Origin of the sequence: Tranquillimonas alkanivorans, from assembly GCF_900115595.1 — a bacterium.
Lineage (GTDB): Bacteria > Pseudomonadota > Alphaproteobacteria > Rhodobacterales > Rhodobacteraceae > Tranquillimonas > Tranquillimonas alkanivorans.
Window position 1 is genome coordinate 90132 of record NZ_FOXA01000009.1, and the last position, 16575, is coordinate 106706.

The following is a 16575-nucleotide window of genomic DNA, read 5'->3' on the forward strand; positions in this document are numbered from 1 at the left end:
CGCAGCGGACAGCGATGCTGGCCTCTGTCAACCGATGGGCAACGGACTCCACCTCATGCTGACCCGCCTCCACACCCTTGCACAGGCATCGCAGGCCGACGGGGAGTTCCGCGCCGGGGGTACCGACCTGCACGACCGCCTGCGCTCGGGCGTCTCGGACGGGCCGCTCGTGGACATCATCGGCCTGCCGGGCCTCGACGGGATCGACCGGCAGGACGACGGGTGCGAGATCGGCGCGCTTCTTAGCCTCGACGGCCTCGCCCGGAACCCGGACATCGTCCGCGACTATCCCGGCCTCGCGCAGGCGGCGGCGGGGCTCGCCACGCCGCAGATCCGGCGGGCGGCGACGGTGGGCGGATGCCTCCTGCAACGCACGCGCTGCGCCTATTTCCGGCATCCCGACCTGGCATGCACCCGCAAGGGCGACGCCGCCTGCGGCGGGCGCAAAGGCGTGCACGACAACGGCGTGATCTTCGACCAAGGGGGGTGCGCCCATCCGCATGCCTCGAGCCTCGGCATGGCGCTTCTGGCCTACGACGGGCGCGTGCGCACCACGGAGCGCGAGATGAGCATCGCGGACCTTTACGGCGGCGGCAGCGCCCATGACCGCGACCACCTGCTCGCGCCCGGCGAGCTTCTGACACACGTCCTGCTGCCGCCACCCGCGCCGGGCGAGCGCGCGGCGTACCTGCGCGCCATCAGCCGGGCCGAGGCGGAATGGCCCATCGTCGAAAGCCTCGTCCGCCTGTTCGTGAACAACGGCACCGTTACCGAAGCCCGCGTCGCCGCCGGAGCCGTCAGCCAAGTGCCGCTCCGGCTGCACGGGGTCGAGGCGGCTCTGGTAGGGCGACCGGCGCAAGCGGGCACGTGGGGTGCGGCCGCCGCCCGGGCGGGCGAGGGCGCCAACCCGCTGCCGCAGGCGGCGTGGAAGGTGACGATGCTCGAGCGGACGGTGCTGACGGCGCTGGAACAGGCCGCTGCTCACGAGACCGTGCAGACGCAGACCGCCGGATGAGCGCCCGCGCCGGCGAAAGTTGAAGTAGCATCAAGGAAACATCACCGCCCGAAGACGTTGCGCATTGACACCCCGCCGCCCACGGAGGACGCCATGATCGAACCGTTCCGGACCCGGACCCTTGCGGAGCAACTGGTGGTCGGCAGCGTGTTCGCCACGGCGGGCACTGCCACGGGGATCTGGCTGCCCCCTGGGCTGATGGCGATCCTGGCGACGGTGGTGCTGCTTCGTCTCTGCTGGCTCGACGACAACATCCAGCACGACCTCCTGCCGAAGAAACGGGTCCCGGGGTCGTACCTCGAAAGTCAGCGCCGGCGCGGCCTGTTTCGCGGCCCCTTCGCCGACGGGCAGCGCGAGGTGCGGTGTTCGAAGCTGCTGGCCTCGCAACTGCGTATCCAGACGCACGCCTGGCACGTCTATTTCTGGGCGGCGCTGGCGGGGGCGATCCTGACCGGCCTGCCGTTCCCGCCCGTCCTGTCGGCGCTCGCCGGCGGGCTTGCGCTTGTGGCATCGCTGCGCGGCATCGACCGCTTCGCCGAGGCGCAGGCGACCGTCCTGGCCGGTCGGCCGCTCGCCGCGCGGGAACTGGCCTCACGCGGCTGGCTCGCCGATTTCCTCGTCAACGACCGCCGGGGCGGATCGTGACGCGCAAGCGCCTGATCGGGAAGGATAATGGCGGAGAGACAGGGATTCGAACCCTGGGACCCCGTGAAGGGTCAACGGTTTTCGAGACCGCCCCGTTCGACCACTCCGGCACCTCTCCGCGAAGGGTCTGGCGGGGACATATTGAAGACGACCGCGGCGTGCAACCACTTTTCTTGGCCTTGCCGCAAGGTCGTGCAAGGCGCGCCGGACTTGGCAGCCGGGCCTGCGCCACCTACCTTCGCGTCACACTCATCGTGCCGAGGGTTCCTGCATGCGCGCCGCCGTTCTGACCGTCTGCCTCTCCGCCGCCATGGCTGCGCCCGCCACCGCGCAGGAGCCCTACGAGATCGAGGCGCTGTACGAGGCGCTTCGCATCCCCGACGTGCTCGCCATCATGCGCGAGGAGGGGCTGGAGTACGGCGACGAGCTCGAGGCCGAACTGTTCCCGCGCAAGGGCGGCGCGGCGTGGGAAGCGCTGGTGTCGAACCTCTATGGCGTGGATGCGATGGACGAACTCGTGACGCAGGTCTTCACCGACGAGATGCAGGGCACGGATGTCGCGCCGCTGGTGGAGTTCTTCGCCTCTGAGCGCGGGCGCCAGATCGTCGAGCTTGAACTGGAGGCACGGCGTGCGCTGCTGGACGAAAGCGTCGACGAGGCCGCGCGCGAGACCTATGCCGACATGCGGGCGCAGGATGCGCCGCGGCTCGCCCTGATCGAGCGCTTCGTCGAGGTCAACGAGCTGGTCGAGAGCAACGTCGTCGGCGCGCTGAACTCGAACTACGCGTTCCTGACCGGGCTGATGGACGGCGACGCGCTGCCCGGCGGCATGACCGAGGACCAGGTGCTTGCCGATGTCTGGTCGCAGGAGCCCGAGATCCGCGACGAGACGGAAGAGTGGGTCTTCTCCTACCTGACCATGGCGTACGAGCCGCTCGAGGACGCGGACCTTCGCGCCTATATCGACATCTCCGAGACCGAGGAGGGGCAGGAGATGAACCGCGCTCTATTCACCGCGTTCGACGAGATGTATTCGAAGATTTCCGGCGCCCTCGGCGCGGGGGCCGCGCGTTTCATGGCCGGCGAGGATATATGAGCCGGGTTGACAGGCGGCGGGAACCGGATCATAAGCCCGGCTCCTGCCCGGGTTCACGCCCGGGCGGTGCTTTATTGACATGACGCCCCAAAGGGGCGCGCTGTCCGAGGCGGCCGCAGGGCCGGAAACACCCGGAAGGGGGCCAAAGGGCGCGGGAAAGGAAGGAAGACGCAGATGTTCGCGGTCCTCAAGACCGGTGGCAAGCAGTATCGGGTCCAGTCGGGGGATGTCCTCCGGGTCGAGAAGCTTGCTGCCAACGCTGGTGAAAAAGTCCAGTTCAACGAGATTCTGATGGTCGGCGGCACCGTCGGCACGCCGCTCGTCGAAGGCGCGGGCGTTCAGGCCGAAGTGCTCGACCAGGTCAAGGGCGACAAGGTCATCCACTTCGTCAAGCGCCGCCGTAAGCACGGCTCGAAGCGCACGAAGGGCCACCGCCAGCAGCTCACGCTTCTGCGCGTGACCGACATCCTCGAGTCCGGCGCGGATTCCTCGGGCATCAAGGCCGCCGTGGGCGCGGGCTCGGTTCCGGGCGGCTTCGTCGCCTCCGACGACCGCTACACCCAGAACCGTGCCGACCAGGCCGAGATGAAGAAGCGCGTCAAGACCGGCGGCGCGCAGGAAAAATCGGCCGAGACTCCCGCCGGCGCGTCGGATGACGACCTCAAGAAACTGACGGGCGTCGGCCCGGCGCTCGAGAAGAAGCTGCACGAGGCGGGCATCACCAGCTTCGCGCAGATTGCGTCGTGGTCGGACGAGGACGTGGCCGAGTGGGACGCGAAGGCCGACCTCAAGGGCAAGATCGAAAAGGAAGGCTGGGTCGATCAGGCCAAGGCCATCCTGGCTGAGAAGGAGTAACGACCAATGGCACACAAGAAAGCAGGCGGTTCGTCCAGGAACGGACGCGACTCCGCGGGACGCCGCCTTGGCGTCAAGAAGTTCGGCGGCCAGGAGGTCATCCCGGGCAACATCATCGTGCGCCAGCGCGGCACCAAGTGGTGGCCGGGCGAGGGCGTCGGCCTGGGCAAGGATCACACGATCTTCGCGACCGCCGAAGGTCGCGTGACCTTCCACAAGGGGCTCAAGGGCCGCACCTTCATTTCGGTGCTTCCGCAGGCCGAGGCCGCCGAGTAAGCCGAACCTCAGGTTCTACGACATCGGGGGATCGGCGCACCGCCGGTCCCCTTTTTCGTTTCCGGATGCCTGCCCCGTCCGCCGGGGCGGGGAAACCGCGTCATATCAAAGGACTGAGGGCCTTGGCCCTTGCCTGAGAAGCGAGCGGGGACCATCTTCTATAAGGGAATGCGTGTCGCCGGCCGTGGCGGAGACGGTCGGAACGCGGGTGACTCACCCGCTGCGAGCGACGCGTTATCAGGGCGTCTGGACGCCCGTTTATGCTTTTCGGAGGAGGGGAAGCATGATGCTGGACAAGATGATCGAGCAGCCTGTCATCGAAACCGATCGCGCCGTGCTGCGCCCGGTGCGCAAGTCCGACGCCGGGCTTCTGGCGCTCTATTCGGGTGACGAGAGGGTGGCGCGCGGCACGCGCTCGGTCCCGCATCCGCTTCCGCCCGGCGCGGCCGAGGCGTTCATCGCCCGCGCGCAGTCGCCCGACCGGACCGAGGATATCTGGGTGATGGACGGCAGCGCCTCGGGCCTGTCGGAACTGGTCGGCGTCATCGGCATGGAGCGGATGGACCGCGAGCAGAGCCAGATCAGCTATTGGGTGGCACCCGCGATGTGGAACACCGGGCTCGCTTCGGAAGCGGTGCGTGCGATGGTGCAGGCCAACCCGCAGGGCTGCCGCACGATCTTCGCCGAGGTCTTCCAGGACAACCCGGTCTCGGCGCGCGTGCTGACCAACGCCGGCTTCGCCTATCTCGGCGATGCCGAGGCGTATTCCGTGGCGCGGGGCGGCAAGGTGCCGACCTGGACCTATTCGCTGAAACTCGATTGACCGGAATGGCGGGGCCCGCGCACACCATCCGGACCCCGCGCCTGATCCTCAGACCGCTGGTTTCCGACGATGCCGAGGCCGTGGCGCGCGGTGTCGGCAACTATGACGTCGCGCGCTGGCTCGCCGTCGTGCCGTATCCTTACGCGCTGGCCGACGCGCGGGAGTTCCTGTCGTCGCCCGCCGCCGCGCCCGGCACGGCCTGGGCCATCTGCGACGCCTGGGGGCTTCAGGGCATCATCGGCATTGGCCGCGAGCTTGGCTATTGGCTCGCCCGCCCGGCTTGGGGCCGCGGCTACGTGACCGAGGCGGGGGATGCGCTGATCGACGCGTGGTTCGCCGACCGCCGGAACCGATCGCTGCGCTCGGGCTATTTCGAGGGCAACGCCCGCTCGGCCGGGGCGCTGGCCAAATTGGGCTTCGTTGAAACCGGCCGTGCCGTTCGTTTCGCGCGCCCGTTGCAGCAGGATGTGCCGGTGCGCGACATGGTTCTCTCCCGCGCCCGCTGGAAGGAACGGCGGAGGTTCCGCGCGCGAAGCGGCGGCCTGCGCCTGCGGGAGCTGCGCGACAGTGACCGCGGCGCGGTGCGGCGGCTGCTGCCGGTCTGCGCGCCCTCCGACCCGCCGCAGGACAGCTCGGCCCCCGGTCTGCGCCACTGGATCGACACTGTGCGCTTCCGGGGGCGGCCCGGTTTCCGCGCCGCCGTTTGCCTGCCGACCGGGCGGCTTGTCGGCCTCGTGCGGCTCGCGCGCGATCTGACCCTCGAAGTTGCACTAGACCCTGCCTACACCGCGCCCGGCGATACGCGGCGGGTGATCCGCACCTTCGCCGACGCCTGCTTCGCCCGCTTCGACATCGACGCGGTAACCGTGCGGCAGCCCGGCCCGGCCGCGGCGCCCGGTGCTGCCGACGACACCACCTCTCCGGCGCGGCTTGAGCCTGCGCCCAATGTCCTTTATCGGCTTGACCGCCAATCCTTCGAGGCTCCCCATGAAGTTTCTTGATCTCGCCAAGGTGTACATCCGGTCCGGAGGCGGAGGGTCCGGCGCGATCAGCTTCCGCCGCGAGAAGTTCGTCGAGTACGGCGGCCCCGACGGCGGCGACGGCGGCCGGGGCGGCGACGTCTGGGCCGAGGCCGTGGACGGGCTGAACACGCTGATCGACTTCCGCTATCAGCAGCACTTCTTCGCCAAGTCCGGCCAGCCCGGCATGGGCAAGCAGCGCACCGGCCGCGACGGCGACGACGTGGTGCTGCGCGTGCCCGTGGGGACCGAGATCCTCGACGAGGACGAAGAGACGGTGATCGCCGACCTGACCGAGGTCGGCCAGCGCGTGCTGTTGGCCAAGGGCGGCAACGGCGGCTGGGGCAACCTGCACTTCAAGACCGCCACCAACCAGGCCCCGCGTCGGGCCAATCCCGGGCAGGAGGGGGTCGAGCGCACGATCTGGCTGCGCCTCAAGCTGATCGCCGACGTGGGCCTTCTGGGCCTGCCGAACGCGGGCAAGTCCACTTTCCTTGCCGCCACGTCGAACGCGCGGCCGAAGATCGCGGATTATCCCTTCACCACGCTGGTGCCGAACCTGGGCGTCGTGGGCGTGGACGATGCCGAATTCGTCGTCGCCGACATCCCCGGCCTGATCGAGGGCGCGCACGAGGGCAGGGGCCTGGGAGACCTGTTCCTGGGCCATGTCGAGCGCTGCGCGGTCCTTCTGCATCTGGTGGATGCCACGGCCGAGGACGTGGCGCAGGACTGGCGCACGATCATCGACGAGCTCGAGGCCTATGGCGGTGCGCTGGCCGACAAGCCGCGCGTCACCGTTCTCAACAAGATCGACGCGCTCGACGACGAGGAACGCGCCGAGAAGAAGGCCGAGCTTGAAGCGGTCGCGGGCGAGGTCATGCTGATGTCGGGCGTCAGCCGCGAAGGCGTGACCGAGGTGCTGCGCACGCTACGCGCGCAGATCGGCGCCGACCGCCTGCGCCAGCGCAAGGACGAAGAGGACACGGGACCGTGGCAACCCTGACTCAGACCGCCGCGACGCCGACGCTGGCCGAGGCGCGCCGGCTGGTCGTCAAGATCGGCTCGGCGCTGCTGGTGGACCGCGAGAGTGGCGCGCTGCGCTCGGACTGGCTGCGCGGGCTGGCCGAGGATGTGGCGGCGGCCAAGGCGCGCGGGACCGACGTGATCCTCGTCTCGTCCGGCTCCATCGCGCTGGGACGTGGCGTGCTGGGGTTGGGGACGGGCACGCTCCCGCTCGAACAGTCTCAGGCCGCTGCCGCCGTTGGCCAGATCCGGCTGGCCCGCGCCTATGAAGAAGCGCTGGCGCCTCACGGCATCACCACCGCGCAGGTACTGGTGACGCTCGAAGACAGCGCCGACCGTCGCCGCTACCTGAACTCGCGCGCAACGCTCGCGCAGCTTCTGGGCCTTGGCGTCGTGCCCATCGTGAACGAGAACGACACCATCGCCACTGACGAGATCCGCTTCGGCGACAACGACAGGCTCGCCGCGCAGGTCGCCGTGACGGTGGGTGCCGACCAGCTGATCCTTCTGTCCGACGTCGACGGCTTCTACTCCGGCAACCCCCGCGACGACGCCACCGCCCGCCGCTTCGACGTGATCGAGGCGATCACGCCCGAGATCGAGGGCATGGCGGGCGACGCGGGATCCGGCCTGTCGAAAGGCGGCATGAAGACAAAGGTGATGGCCGCCAAGACCGCCACCGGCGCGGGCTGCGCGCTGGCGATCACCGAGGGCTCGGTCCTGCGGCCGCTGAAGGCGCTCGCGGATGGCGCGCCCTCCACCTGGTTCCTGGCCCACGGCGATCCTCAGGCCGCGCGCAAGCGCTGGATCGCGGCGATGAAGCCGCGCGGAGAGATCCGGGTGGACGCCGGCGCGGCGCGCGCGCTGGGGCAAGGGCGTTCGCTTCTGCCCGCGGGCGTCACCGGCGTGACGGGCCGCTTCGGCCGGGGCGACCCGGTCGATATCGTCGGCCCCGAGGGGACGCTGGGCAAGGGGCTGACCCGCTACACGGCCGAGGAAGCCCACGCGATCCGGGGCCGCCACACCAGCGAAATCGAGGCGACGCTCGGCTATCCGGGCCGCGCCGCGCTCATTCACCGCGACGACATGGTGCTGTAAGCACGCAACCGATGTCACCCGAACCCGAGGGCCGATCATGAAAGACGCCACCGACATTCCCGCCCTGATGGCCGACATCGGCGCGCGCGCACAAGCCGCCGCCGCCGAGCTCGCCTTCGCCGACCCGTCGGCCAAGCGCGCCGCGCTCGAGGCCGCCGCCGACGCTGTCTGGGCCGGGCGCGACGGCATCATTGCCGCGAACGCCAAAGACCTCGAGTTCGGCCGCGACAAGGGCCTGTCGCCCGCGATGATGGACCGGCTGATGCTGGACGAAGCGCGGATCGAAGGCATCTGCGCCGGGCTGCGCGCCGTGGCGGCGCAGGACGATCCGGTGGGCGCGGTGCTGTCCGAATGGGACCGGCCGACCGGCCTGCACATCCAGCGCGTCCGCACGCCGCTGGGCGTGGTCGGCGTGATCTATGAATCGCGGCCCAACGTCACCGCCGACGCGGGCGCGCTGTGCTTGAAGGCCGGCAACGCCGTGATCCTGCGCGGCGGGTCGGAGAGCTTCCATTCCTCGCAAGCCATCCACGCCTGCCTGCAAGAGGGGCTGCGCGCCGCCGGCCTGCCCGAGGACGCGATCCAGCTGGTCCCGACCCGTGATCGCGCGGCGGTGAGCGAGATGCTGACCATGACCGGCGTGATCGACGTGATCGTGCCGCGCGGGGGCAAGGGCCTGGTCGGGCTGGTCCAGCGCGAGGCGCGGGTGCCGGTCTTCGCCCATCTCGAGGGGATCGTGCACATCTATCTCGATGCGCAGGCCGACCCCGAGAAGGCGCTGAAGGTGGTGCTGAATGCCAAGACCCGCCGCACCGGGATCTGCGGCGCGGCCGAATGCCTGCTGATCCACCGCGACGTGGTCGACACGATCGGGCAGGGCGTGATCCGCGCGCTGGTCGAGGCGGGGGTCGAGGTGCGGGCGGACGAGACGCTGCAGCGGATCGAGGGCACCGTGCCGGCGACCGAGGCGGATTGGGGCTGCGAATACCTCGACATGAAGATCGCCGCGAAGGTGGTGGACTCCATCGACGTCGCCATCGCGCATATCCGCCGCTACGGTTCGGACCACACCGACTGCATCGTGACGGAGGACGACGCCGCGGCGGCGCGATTCTTCCAGCGGCTCGACAGCGCCATCCTGATGCGCAACGCCTCGACTCAGTTCGCCGACGGGGGCGAGTTCGGGATGGGGGCCGAGATCGGCATCGCCACCGGAAAGATGCATGCGCGCGGACCGGTCGGGGCCGAGCAGCTCACCAGCTTCAAGTACCTCGTGACCGGGGACGGCACGGTCAGAAGCTGACCTGGACCGAGCCGTCCTGAACCTGCACGCCAAGCGCACGGCCCGCCTCAGCCGCCGTGCGTCCGGCGAGGGGGAAGTGCACCTCTCCCGGCGCGACGTCAGCCGGCGTGTCGGGGTGGTCGAGCAGGCTCCACAGGCGCCGATCGGCCGATACACGCGGCCCCGCTCCGGAGACCCGCCATTCGCCGTCATGGTGCACCGACAGCGCGCCGCCACGGGGCAGGGCGCTTTCCGCGCATTGCAGCACCAGGCAGCACAGCTTGGCCTCGACGCGTGGCAGGCTGTCGGGCCCCGCCCAGTCCAGCGTGAAGCGGCGGCCGTCGTAAAGCTGGCGGAGGATGGAAAGAACCTCCCCATGCCCTATGCTCTGCCCCGGCGGTGCGGCACCGAAGGCGATGCGGAAGAAGCGCAGGCGGGCGCTGGCATGGGCGACGCTGTGGCTGACTAGCGACAGCTCTTCGCTGGGCGCGGTGCCGGCGAGGTCCAGAAGCTCGAGCCCATTGCCGATCGCGCTCATCGGGTTGATGAGGTCGTGGCATATGCGGGAGCCGATCAGGTCGGTGAGCGTTGGGTCACGAAGGCTCATCGCGCCGCCCCGCGCAGAAGGAAGATATCCATGTCCGACCTCACATCGCTTCTGGAGCCGGGAATGCTGGTTCGCCATCCCGATGCACCGGAATGGGGGCTGGGCCAGGTACAGACGAACATCGGCGGCCGTGTCACGGTGATGTTCGAGCATCAGGGCAAGGTGGTCATCGACGGTCGCACGGTTGAGCTGATGCCTGTGTTCGACGAATAGCTGTCTTACAACCGTCGCAGCAGAACGTTACGCAATCCTTAACGTCCGCGAGGCGCCGCCCGTGTTGCCAAAACCGGGCGCTCTGCCTAGAAGTCGGGCGACACAGGACGGAACCTGCCCCGCCCATGATGCCCGACGCGCCGAAGTTCGCCCTGCGGCTGGCCCAGACCGAGTCCGATCTCGTCGCAGCGCAGCGGCTGCGCTACGAGGTATTCGTGGATGAACTCGGCGGCGACGGCCCCCTCGTCAACCACGACGCGCGGCGCGAGATGGACCGGTTCGACCCGTATTTCGACCACATGGTCCTGATCGATCCGCGGCGCCCCGAGGGGTGGCACGTCATCGGGGTCTATCGGCTTCTGCGCGAAGACCAGGCCCGCCGCGCCGGCCAGTTCTATTCCGAGGACGAGTACGACCTGACCCCGCTGCGCCGCACCGGTCGCCGGTTGCTCGAGCTGGGGCGGTCCTGCCTGCACCGCGACTACCGCGGCGGTACCGCCATGGTGCATCTGTGGAACGGGCTGTCGGACTACGTGCAGAGCCACGGGATCGAGGTTCTGTTCGGCGTCGCCTCGTTTCACGGGACCGACCCGCGGGCCCTGGCCGAGCCGTTGTCGTATCTTCACCACCGCCATCTCGCCCCGCCCGAACTGCGGGTGCGCAGCGTCATGTACCAGCCGATGGACCTGATCCCGGGCGAACGGATCGACCGGGTGGCGGCGATGCGGGCGACGCCGGCGCTGATCAAGGCGTACCTGCGCATGGGCGGTTTCGTGGGCAACGGCGCCTTCATCGACCACGCCTTCAACACCACCGACGTCTGCCTGGTTATGGACGTGGCGCGCGCCAACCACCGGCAGAGGGCGCTTTACGCCCGGGGCCGCCTGTGAGCCGCACCTGGCATTCCGAGGACCTGCCCGCCACCCCCGCGCTGGACGGCGCGGGCCGGGTCCGCGCGGCACTGCGCGGCACGGCGCTGGCGCTCCTGCTGGTCACCGGGCTGGCGCTGCACCTGGTGCTTCGCCTGGTCGAGCGGCCGCTCTTCGGCCTGCGCCGCCCGGTCACGCCCTACGTCACGCAAGGCGTCTGCCGCGGCGCGCTCGCCATCCTCGGCCTGCGCTTCCGGCGCGAGGGAAGGCCGATGCGCGAACGCGGGGCCGTGGTGGCCAACCATTCGTCCTGGCTCGACATCTTCGTGCTGAATGCGGGGGACCGGATCTACTTCGTCTCGAAGTCCGAGGTGCGGGACTGGCCCGGCATCGGCTGGCTGGCCCGCGCCACCGGCACCGTCTTCATCCGCCGCGACCCGCGCGAGGCGCGCGCGCAGCAGGAGCTGTTCGCCGAGCGGCTGAAACTGGGCCACCGGCTGCTGTTCTTCCCCGAGGGGACCTCGACCGATGGAATGCGGGTTCTTCCTTTCATTCCAACGCTCTTCCAGGCGTTCCTGACAGACGACCTGAAGCCGATCCTGCACGTTCAGCCCGTCAGCGTCCGCTACTCCGCTCCCGACGGGGAGGAGGCCCGGTTCTACGGCTGGTGGGGTGACATGGGCTTCGGGCCGCACCTGGTGAAGGTGCTGGCGGCGCGGCGGCAGGGCACGGTCGAGATCGTGTATCATCCGCCGCTTAAGGCCGATGCCTTCGCCGACCGCAAGGCGCTGGCCGCGCGGGCCGCCGAGATCGTGCGCGCGGGGCTCGGCCGGGGCTGAGCGGTCCCGCATTCCCTTGCAAGGGACACGGCGGGCCCCCATAACCCTTCTGGTCACAAGCGAAAAGACGAAATGGAACCCGCACTCGACGCCGCCTTCTGGATCACCTCTGCCGCCATCCTCGGCCTTCTCGTCCTCTCGGCCTTCTTCTCGGGGTCCGAGACCGCGCTGACCGCCGCCTCGCGCGGGAAACTGCGCGCCCAGGCCGACAAGGGCTCGAAGGGCGCCGAACGGGCGCTCAAGATCACCGAGGACAACGAACGGCTGATCGGCTCGGTCCTGCTGGGCAACAACCTGGTCAACATCCTGGCCACGTCGCTGGCCACCGCGCTGTTCACGCGCGTCTTCGGCGAGTCTGGCGTGGCGCTTGCCACGCTGGTCATGACGCTCCTGGTGCTGATCTTCGCCGAGGTGCTGCCCAAGACCTATGCCATCACCAATGCGGAAACGGCGGCCTCGGCCGTCAGCCGCGTCATCCAGATGGTGGTGCTGGTTTTCTCGCCCGTCGTCAGCGCCGTTCGTGCGTTCGTGCGATTGGTGCTGCGCGTCTTCGGCGTGCGCACCGACCCCGACACGCAGATCCTTGCCGTGCGCGAAGAGATCGCGGGCGCGCTGCACCTGGGGCATTCCGAAGGCGTGGTCGAGAAGGAGGACCGCGACCGCATCCTCGGCGCGCTGGACCTGGGCGAGCGCACGGTCGAGGAGATCATGCTCCACCGCTCGAAGATCGAGATGATCGACGCCGGCTCGCCACCGCAGGAAATCCTGCAGCAGTGCCTTCAAAGCCCGCACACCCGGCTTCCGATCTATCGCGAGCGGCAGGAAAACATCGTCGGCGTGATCCACGCCAAGGACCTGCTGCGCGCCATGTATGCACGCGAACAGGCCACGCCCGAGGCGCGCGATCCGTTCGAGGGGTTCAACATCCTCGACGTCGCCATGAAGCCGTACTTCGTGCCCGAGACGACGACGCTCGACGACCAGATGCGCCAGTTCCTGCGCCGCCATACGCACTTCGCGCTTGTTGTGGACGAATACGGCGCGCTGCAGGGCCTGATCACGCTCGAGGATATCCTCGAGGAGATCGTGGGCGAGATCACGGACGAGTTCGACATCGACGCCGAGCATCCCCTGCGCCGGACCGAGGGCGGGGACACCATCGTGGATGGCGGTATGACCATTCGCGACCTAAACCGCGCGACCGACTGGCACCTGCCCGACGAAGAGGCCAACACCATCGCCGGCCTTGTCATTCACGAGGCGCAGACCATCCCCGCTCCCGGGCAGGTGTTCAGTTTCCACGGCTTCCGGTTCGAGGTCCTGAACCGCAAGGACAACCGGATCACGAAGCTCAAAATCCGTAAATTGTGAGACGTTTAGCGGCGGCGGGACCGGAACCCCGCCGCCCGGCCCGCGGTTGGTGCGCGACAGCCGACGGAGCCACCGATGCGTCCTGCCGCGACACATCCTTTTCTCGACCACCCCCATCCGCTTGCCTTCGCGCATCGCGGCGCGGCGGGCCCGGCCGAAGAGAACACGATGCCCGCCATCGAGCGGGCCGTCGCGCTGGGATACGTCTATATCGAGACGGACGTTCAGGCGACGCGCGACGGTGTGGCGGTCCTGTTCCACGACGAGACGCTCGAACGGCTGCTGCGCGTGCCGGGGCGCGTGCGCGACCTGACCTGGGACGAGCTGAGGAACCTGCGCATGCCCAGCGGCGCGAGCGTGGCGCGGCTGGACGACGTGATGCGGGCCTTTCCCGACCGGCGCTTCAACCTGGACGCCAAGACCGACGCGGCGGTCGAGCCGATGGCGCGGACGATCGCCGATCTCGACGCCTGCGACCGCGTCTGCGTCGGCTCGTTCAGCGCGGAGCGCACCGCGCGCCTGCGCGAGCTTCTGGGCGGACGTCTGTGCTGGTCGCCCGCGCGGGGCGGCATCGCGCGGCTTTGGCTGGCGGGCTGGGGCCTGCCGATGCCTAACCTGCGCTTTCACGCCGCGCAGATCCCGCCCGAACACCGCGGCATACCGCTGACGACGCGGCGCGTCCTCCGGGCGGCGCACCGGCGCGGGATACAGGTGCATGTCTGGACCATCGACGCCCCGGACGAGATGGAGCGCCTGCTCGACCTCGGGGTGGACGGCCTGATGACCGACCGGCCCGAGGTACTGAAAGACGTGCTCGTGCGGCGGGGGCAGTGGGGCGGCGACTGAGCCGCGCCCCTCAGACCCCGTAGATCGCGCCGAACTTCTGTTCCAAGTATTCCAGAAGCGGCTCTTCCGACGGCTCGAACCCGCAGGCATGGCGCACCGTCTCGCGCGGGGCGCGCAGGCCGCCGAAGCGCTGGAGGTTGCGGTGCAGCCAACCCGTCGCGGGCGAGGTGTCGCCCCGAGCCAGCGCCGCGTCGAGCTCGGGTTCGGCCTCGCGCAGCGCCTTGTGCAGGCAGCCGGCATAGACGTTGCCCAGCGTGTAGGTCGGGAAGTACCCGAACAGCCCCAGCGACCAGTGCACGTCTTGCAGGCACCCGTTCGACGCCCGGTCGACCTTGCGGCCGAAATCCTGCTCGAAGCGAGCGTTCCACGCCTCTTCCAGGTCTGCGACGGCCAGCTTGCCGGAGACCAGGTCGCGTTCCAGGTCGAAGCGCATGAGGATGTGCAGGTTGTACTGCACCTCGTCGGATTCGGTGCGGATATAGCCGGGCGTGACGCGGTTGACGCAGGCGAAGAAGGCGTCGACGTCGGTGACGCTCATCTCTCCGAAGGTGTCGCGCATCCGCTCGAACAGGAAGCCGGTGAAGGCGCGCGAGCGGCCAAGCTGGTTTTCATAGATGCGGCTTTGGCTCTCGTGCACGCCCATCGACACGCCCTGTCCCAGCGGGCTCAGGTGGTAGGCGTCGTCGATGCCCTGTTCGTACGCCGCATGTCCGACCTCGTGGATGGTCGAGTAGAAGCAGTTGAACGGATCGTCGGCGGCCGTCCGCATGGTGATCCGCACATCCGCGCCCGATCCGGACGAGAACGGGTGCACGGCCTTGTCGATCCGGCCTCGATGGAAGTCATAGCCGAAGACCTCGGCCAGTTCCCGCGACAGGGCAAGCTGCCCGGCCTCGGCGAAGGTACCCTCCAGCGCCTCCGGGCGCCGGTCGCTGCCCATCACCCGGTCGCGCAGCGCCACGAGGCGCGGGCGCAGGGCGCCGAACATCTGCGACAGGCTTTCGCCCGTGGCGCCGGGCTCGTACTCGTCCAGCAGCGCGTCATAGGGATCGCGCCCGTCGGCCAGGCAGTCGGCCAACTCGCGCGTCAGCTTCACGACGTCCGACAGCGTCGGCGCGAAGGCGGCAAAGTCGTCCTTGGCCCGCGCCTCGGCCCAGATGCCCTGCGACAGGCTGGTGACGCGCGCCATCTCGCTGGCCAGTCGGGCGGGCACGCGCGTGGCGCGCTCGTGGCTGCGGCGGATCAGGCGAAGCTGCGCGGCGCCGGCCTCGTCCGGGGCCTCGGCCCTGTCCAGCCACTCGCCCACGCGCGGGTCGACGCGGCGGGCGTGCAGCACCGCGCTCAGCGCCGCCAGCTCCTCGCCCCGTTGCAGGGCCGAGCCGCGGGGCATCATCGTCTCCTGGTCCCAGTGCAGCCGGCCCTCGACCTGCGCCAGCGCCTCGGTCTCGCGCTGGAAGGCCATCAGTTCGTCAAAGGCGCTCATGCCGTGCCTCCCCGGATGGATTGCGTGCGTGGGTATTGCGACAGGAAGCGCGCGCGGATGATCAGCACCCACAGGAACACCGCGCCCAGCTGGTGGACGATCGCGATCTCCCACGGGGCCGAGTACATCACCGTGCCGATGCCCAGCAGGGTCTGGACGAACATCATCGCCAGAACGGCGGCGAAGGCGAAGCGCGTCACGGCATTGGCCGAGGCGCGCGAGCGCCGCCAGGCGATGACGCCGAAGACCACCAGGGCATAGCCGGTCATGCGGTGGATGAACTGCACCAGCCCGTCGTTTTCGAAGAAGTTCCGCCAAATGGGTTCGATCTGAAGCGGGTCGGGCGGCAGGAAGCCCCCCGCCATCAGCGGCCAGTCGGTATAGTTCCGCCCCGCGTCAATGCCAGCCACTAGCGCGCCGATCACGATCTGCAGGAACGCGAAGTGCATCAGTCCCGTGCCCAGCGAGAACAGCTTGCCGTCCCGCGCCCGGCGCGCCTGCATCAGCTGCGCCTCGCTCCGGCCCAGAAGGAACACGTACCACGCGATGAAGCCCAGGATCACGAAAGCCAGGCCAAGGTGCGTGGCAAGGCGATAGGAGGCGACGTCCAGCATCTCGCCGTCCAGCCCGCTCGACACCATCCACCAGCCGATGAAACCCTGCAGCCCGCCGAGCGCGCCGAGGCCCAGCAACCGCGGGGTCCAGCCCGTGGGGATCTTGCGCGCCACCAGGAAGCCCAGGAAGCCCACGGCCCAGACAAGCCCGATCACGCGGCCAAGCTGCCGGTGGCCCCATTCCCACCAGTAGATGAACTGGAACTCCGACAGGCTCATGCCACGGTTCTGAAGCTGGTACTCGGGGATCGCCCGGTATTTCTCGAACTCGGACTGCCAGTCGGCCTCGTTCATCGGGGGCAGGGCGCCGGTGACGGGCCGCCACTCGGTGATCGACAGCCCGGAATCGGTCAGCCGCGTCAGGCCGCCCACGGCGATCATCACGACCACCAGGGCGAAGATGATCATCAGCCAGACGCGGATCGCGGTGCGCGCGCCGCGCGGTTTGGCGTCGATCAATCCGCCCCTGGGAGTTTCGCGTTTCGGCGTGTCGGTGCCGACCTCTTCAAAGATGGATCGCTTCGCGCTCATCTCGTGCCTTTCGAAAACCTGCCGGAACCTAGGCAGACGTCCGCGCAAGGGCAAGCGGCACCCCGCGCGG

At 69.2% G+C, this 16575-nt stretch carries 18 protein-coding genes and 1 tRNA gene; 15 read left to right on the forward strand and 4 right to left on the reverse strand.

Annotated features, from left to right (window positions below; translation table 11 throughout):
* Positions 1-55: 55 nt before the first annotated feature.
* Both BM162_RS12290 and BM162_RS12295 read left to right on the forward strand, forming a co-directional pair.
* The gene (locus BM162_RS12290) at positions 56-1015 is read left to right on the forward strand and encodes an FAD binding domain-containing protein (protein WP_093422295.1); all 960 of its coding nucleotides are present in this window, start codon (positions 56-58) and stop codon (positions 1013-1015) included.
* Positions 1016-1108: 93 nt separating this feature from the next.
* Positions 1109-1660: a hypothetical protein gene (locus BM162_RS12295; protein WP_093422297.1), complete on the forward strand. Its 552-nt coding sequence runs from the start codon at positions 1109-1111 to the stop codon at positions 1658-1660.
* Between the two features lie 28 nt (positions 1661-1688).
* Here the strand turns inward: BM162_RS12295 and BM162_RS12300 are convergent.
* Positions 1689-1778: transfer RNA gene (locus tag BM162_RS12300), tRNA-Ser, on the reverse strand.
* 153 nt (positions 1779-1931) lie between these two features.
* On the opposite strand from BM162_RS12300, the gene BM162_RS12305 reads away from it, so the two are divergent.
* The 8 genes from BM162_RS12305 (at position 1932) to BM162_RS12340 (ending at position 9153) form a co-directional block, all read left to right on the forward strand.
* Complete coding sequence (locus BM162_RS12305) at positions 1932-2756, forward strand: DUF2059 domain-containing protein (RefSeq protein ID WP_093422300.1); 825 nt, start codon at positions 1932-1934, stop codon at positions 2754-2756.
* Between the two features lie 174 nt (positions 2757-2930).
* A complete protein-coding gene (locus tag BM162_RS12310; protein WP_093422302.1) occupies positions 2931-3611 on the forward strand; it encodes a 50S ribosomal protein L21 in 681 nt (226 codons plus the stop codon).
* A gap of 6 nt (positions 3612-3617) precedes the next feature.
* Positions 3618-3887 (forward strand): 50S ribosomal protein L27, encoded by a 270-nt coding sequence (rpmA, locus tag BM162_RS12315; protein ID WP_093422305.1) that lies wholly within the window; start codon positions 3618-3620, stop codon positions 3885-3887.
* A gap of 283 nt (positions 3888-4170) precedes the next feature.
* Positions 4171-4710: a GNAT family N-acetyltransferase gene (locus BM162_RS12320; RefSeq protein ID WP_093422307.1), complete on the forward strand. Its 540-nt coding sequence runs from the start codon at positions 4171-4173 to the stop codon at positions 4708-4710.
* A gap of 5 nt (positions 4711-4715) precedes the next feature.
* Entirely contained in the window at positions 4716-5711 is a 996-nt protein-coding gene (locus tag BM162_RS12325) for a GNAT family N-acetyltransferase (protein WP_093422309.1), read from the forward strand.
* Complete coding sequence (obgE, locus tag BM162_RS12330; protein WP_093422312.1) at positions 5698-6732, forward strand: GTPase ObgE; 1035 nt, start codon at positions 5698-5700, stop codon at positions 6730-6732. Before BM162_RS12325 ends, obgE begins: the two co-directional genes overlap by 14 nt.
* A complete protein-coding gene (proB, locus tag BM162_RS12335) occupies positions 6720-7850 on the forward strand; it encodes a glutamate 5-kinase (RefSeq protein ID WP_093422314.1) in 1131 nt (376 codons plus the stop codon). The genes obgE and proB overlap by 13 nt, the downstream gene beginning before the upstream one ends.
* Positions 7851-7887: 37 nt before the next feature.
* A complete protein-coding gene (locus tag BM162_RS12340) occupies positions 7888-9153 on the forward strand; it encodes a glutamate-5-semialdehyde dehydrogenase (protein WP_093422317.1) in 1266 nt (421 codons plus the stop codon).
* Here BM162_RS12340 and BM162_RS12345 read toward each other — a convergent pair.
* Positions 9143-9739 (reverse strand): histidine phosphotransferase family protein, encoded by a 597-nt coding sequence (locus tag BM162_RS12345; RefSeq protein WP_177215147.1) that lies wholly within the window; start codon positions 9737-9739, stop codon positions 9143-9145. The two genes, BM162_RS12340 and BM162_RS12345, sit on opposite strands and share 11 nt — an antisense overlap.
* 30 nt (positions 9740-9769) lie before the next feature.
* Between BM162_RS12345 and BM162_RS12350 the strand changes: the two genes are divergently transcribed.
* From BM162_RS12350 to BM162_RS12370, 5 genes are all read left to right on the forward strand, one after another.
* Complete coding sequence (locus tag BM162_RS12350; protein ID WP_093422489.1) at positions 9770-9952, forward strand: DUF3553 domain-containing protein; 183 nt, start codon at positions 9770-9772, stop codon at positions 9950-9952.
* 125 nt (positions 9953-10077) lie between these two features.
* Entirely contained in the window at positions 10078-10842 is a 765-nt protein-coding gene (gene olsB, locus BM162_RS12355; protein ID WP_093422321.1) for an L-ornithine N(alpha)-acyltransferase, read from the forward strand.
* A complete protein-coding gene (gene olsA, locus BM162_RS12360; protein ID WP_093422323.1) occupies positions 10839-11660 on the forward strand; it encodes a lyso-ornithine lipid O-acyltransferase in 822 nt (273 codons plus the stop codon). The genes olsB and olsA overlap by 4 nt, the downstream gene beginning before the upstream one ends.
* A gap of 72 nt (positions 11661-11732) precedes the next feature.
* Entirely contained in the window at positions 11733-13031 is a 1299-nt protein-coding gene (locus tag BM162_RS12365; RefSeq protein WP_093422325.1) for an HlyC/CorC family transporter, read from the forward strand.
* Positions 13032-13106: 75 nt separating this feature from the next.
* Complete coding sequence (locus tag BM162_RS12370) at positions 13107-13877, forward strand: glycerophosphodiester phosphodiesterase family protein (RefSeq protein WP_093422327.1); 771 nt, start codon at positions 13107-13109, stop codon at positions 13875-13877.
* 10 nt (positions 13878-13887) lie between these two features.
* On the opposite strand, the gene BM162_RS12375 is transcribed toward BM162_RS12370, so the two are convergent.
* Complete coding sequence (locus BM162_RS12375) at positions 13888-15360, reverse strand: carboxypeptidase M32 (RefSeq protein ID WP_093422329.1); 1473 nt, start codon at positions 15358-15360, stop codon at positions 13888-13890.
* Positions 15357-16505: a heme A synthase gene (gene ctaA, locus BM162_RS12380; protein ID WP_093422331.1), complete on the reverse strand. Its 1149-nt coding sequence runs from the start codon at positions 16503-16505 to the stop codon at positions 15357-15359. Before ctaA ends, BM162_RS12375 begins: the two co-directional genes overlap by 4 nt.
* Positions 16506-16575 lie beyond the last annotated feature (70 nt).

What these genes read in the sequence shown, in the direction of transcription:
- BM162_RS12290 (WP_093422295.1), top strand. Translation starts at nt 56, where the DNA reads ATGCTGACCCGCCTCCACACCCTTGCACAGGCATCGCAGGCCGACGGG.
- BM162_RS12295 (WP_093422297.1), top strand. Translation starts at nt 1,109, where the DNA reads ATGATCGAACCGTTCCGGACCCGGACCCTTGCGGAGCAACTGGTGGTC.
- BM162_RS12305 (WP_093422300.1), top strand. Translation starts at nt 1,932, where the DNA reads ATGCGCGCCGCCGTTCTGACCGTCTGCCTCTCCGCCGCCATGGCTGCG.
- BM162_RS12310 (WP_093422302.1), top strand. Translation starts at nt 2,931, where the DNA reads ATGTTCGCGGTCCTCAAGACCGGTGGCAAGCAGTATCGGGTCCAGTCG.
- rpmA (WP_093422305.1), top strand. Translation starts at nt 3,618, where the DNA reads ATGGCACACAAGAAAGCAGGCGGTTCGTCCAGGAACGGACGCGACTCC.
- BM162_RS12320 (WP_093422307.1), top strand. Translation starts at nt 4,171, where the DNA reads ATGATGCTGGACAAGATGATCGAGCAGCCTGTCATCGAAACCGATCGC.
- BM162_RS12325 (WP_093422309.1), top strand. Translation starts at nt 4,716, where the DNA reads ATGGCGGGGCCCGCGCACACCATCCGGACCCCGCGCCTGATCCTCAGA.
- obgE (WP_093422312.1), top strand. Translation starts at nt 5,698, where the DNA reads ATGAAGTTTCTTGATCTCGCCAAGGTGTACATCCGGTCCGGAGGCGGA.
- BM162_RS12340 (WP_093422317.1), top strand. Translation starts at nt 7,888, where the DNA reads ATGAAAGACGCCACCGACATTCCCGCCCTGATGGCCGACATCGGCGCG.
- BM162_RS12345 (WP_177215147.1), bottom strand. Translation starts at nt 9,739, where the DNA reads ATGAGCCTTCGTGACCCAACGCTCACCGACCTGATCGGCTCCCGCATA.
- BM162_RS12350 (WP_093422489.1), top strand. Translation starts at nt 9,770, where the DNA reads ATGTCCGACCTCACATCGCTTCTGGAGCCGGGAATGCTGGTTCGCCAT.
- olsB (WP_093422321.1), top strand. Translation starts at nt 10,078, where the DNA reads ATGATGCCCGACGCGCCGAAGTTCGCCCTGCGGCTGGCCCAGACCGAG.
- BM162_RS12365 (WP_093422325.1), top strand. Translation starts at nt 11,733, where the DNA reads ATGGAACCCGCACTCGACGCCGCCTTCTGGATCACCTCTGCCGCCATC.
- BM162_RS12370 (WP_093422327.1), top strand. Translation starts at nt 13,107, where the DNA reads ATGCGTCCTGCCGCGACACATCCTTTTCTCGACCACCCCCATCCGCTT.
- BM162_RS12375 (WP_093422329.1), bottom strand. Translation starts at nt 15,360, where the DNA reads ATGAGCGCCTTTGACGAACTGATGGCCTTCCAGCGCGAGACCGAGGCG.
- ctaA (WP_093422331.1), bottom strand. Translation starts at nt 16,505, where the DNA reads ATGAGCGCGAAGCGATCCATCTTTGAAGAGGTCGGCACCGACACGCCG.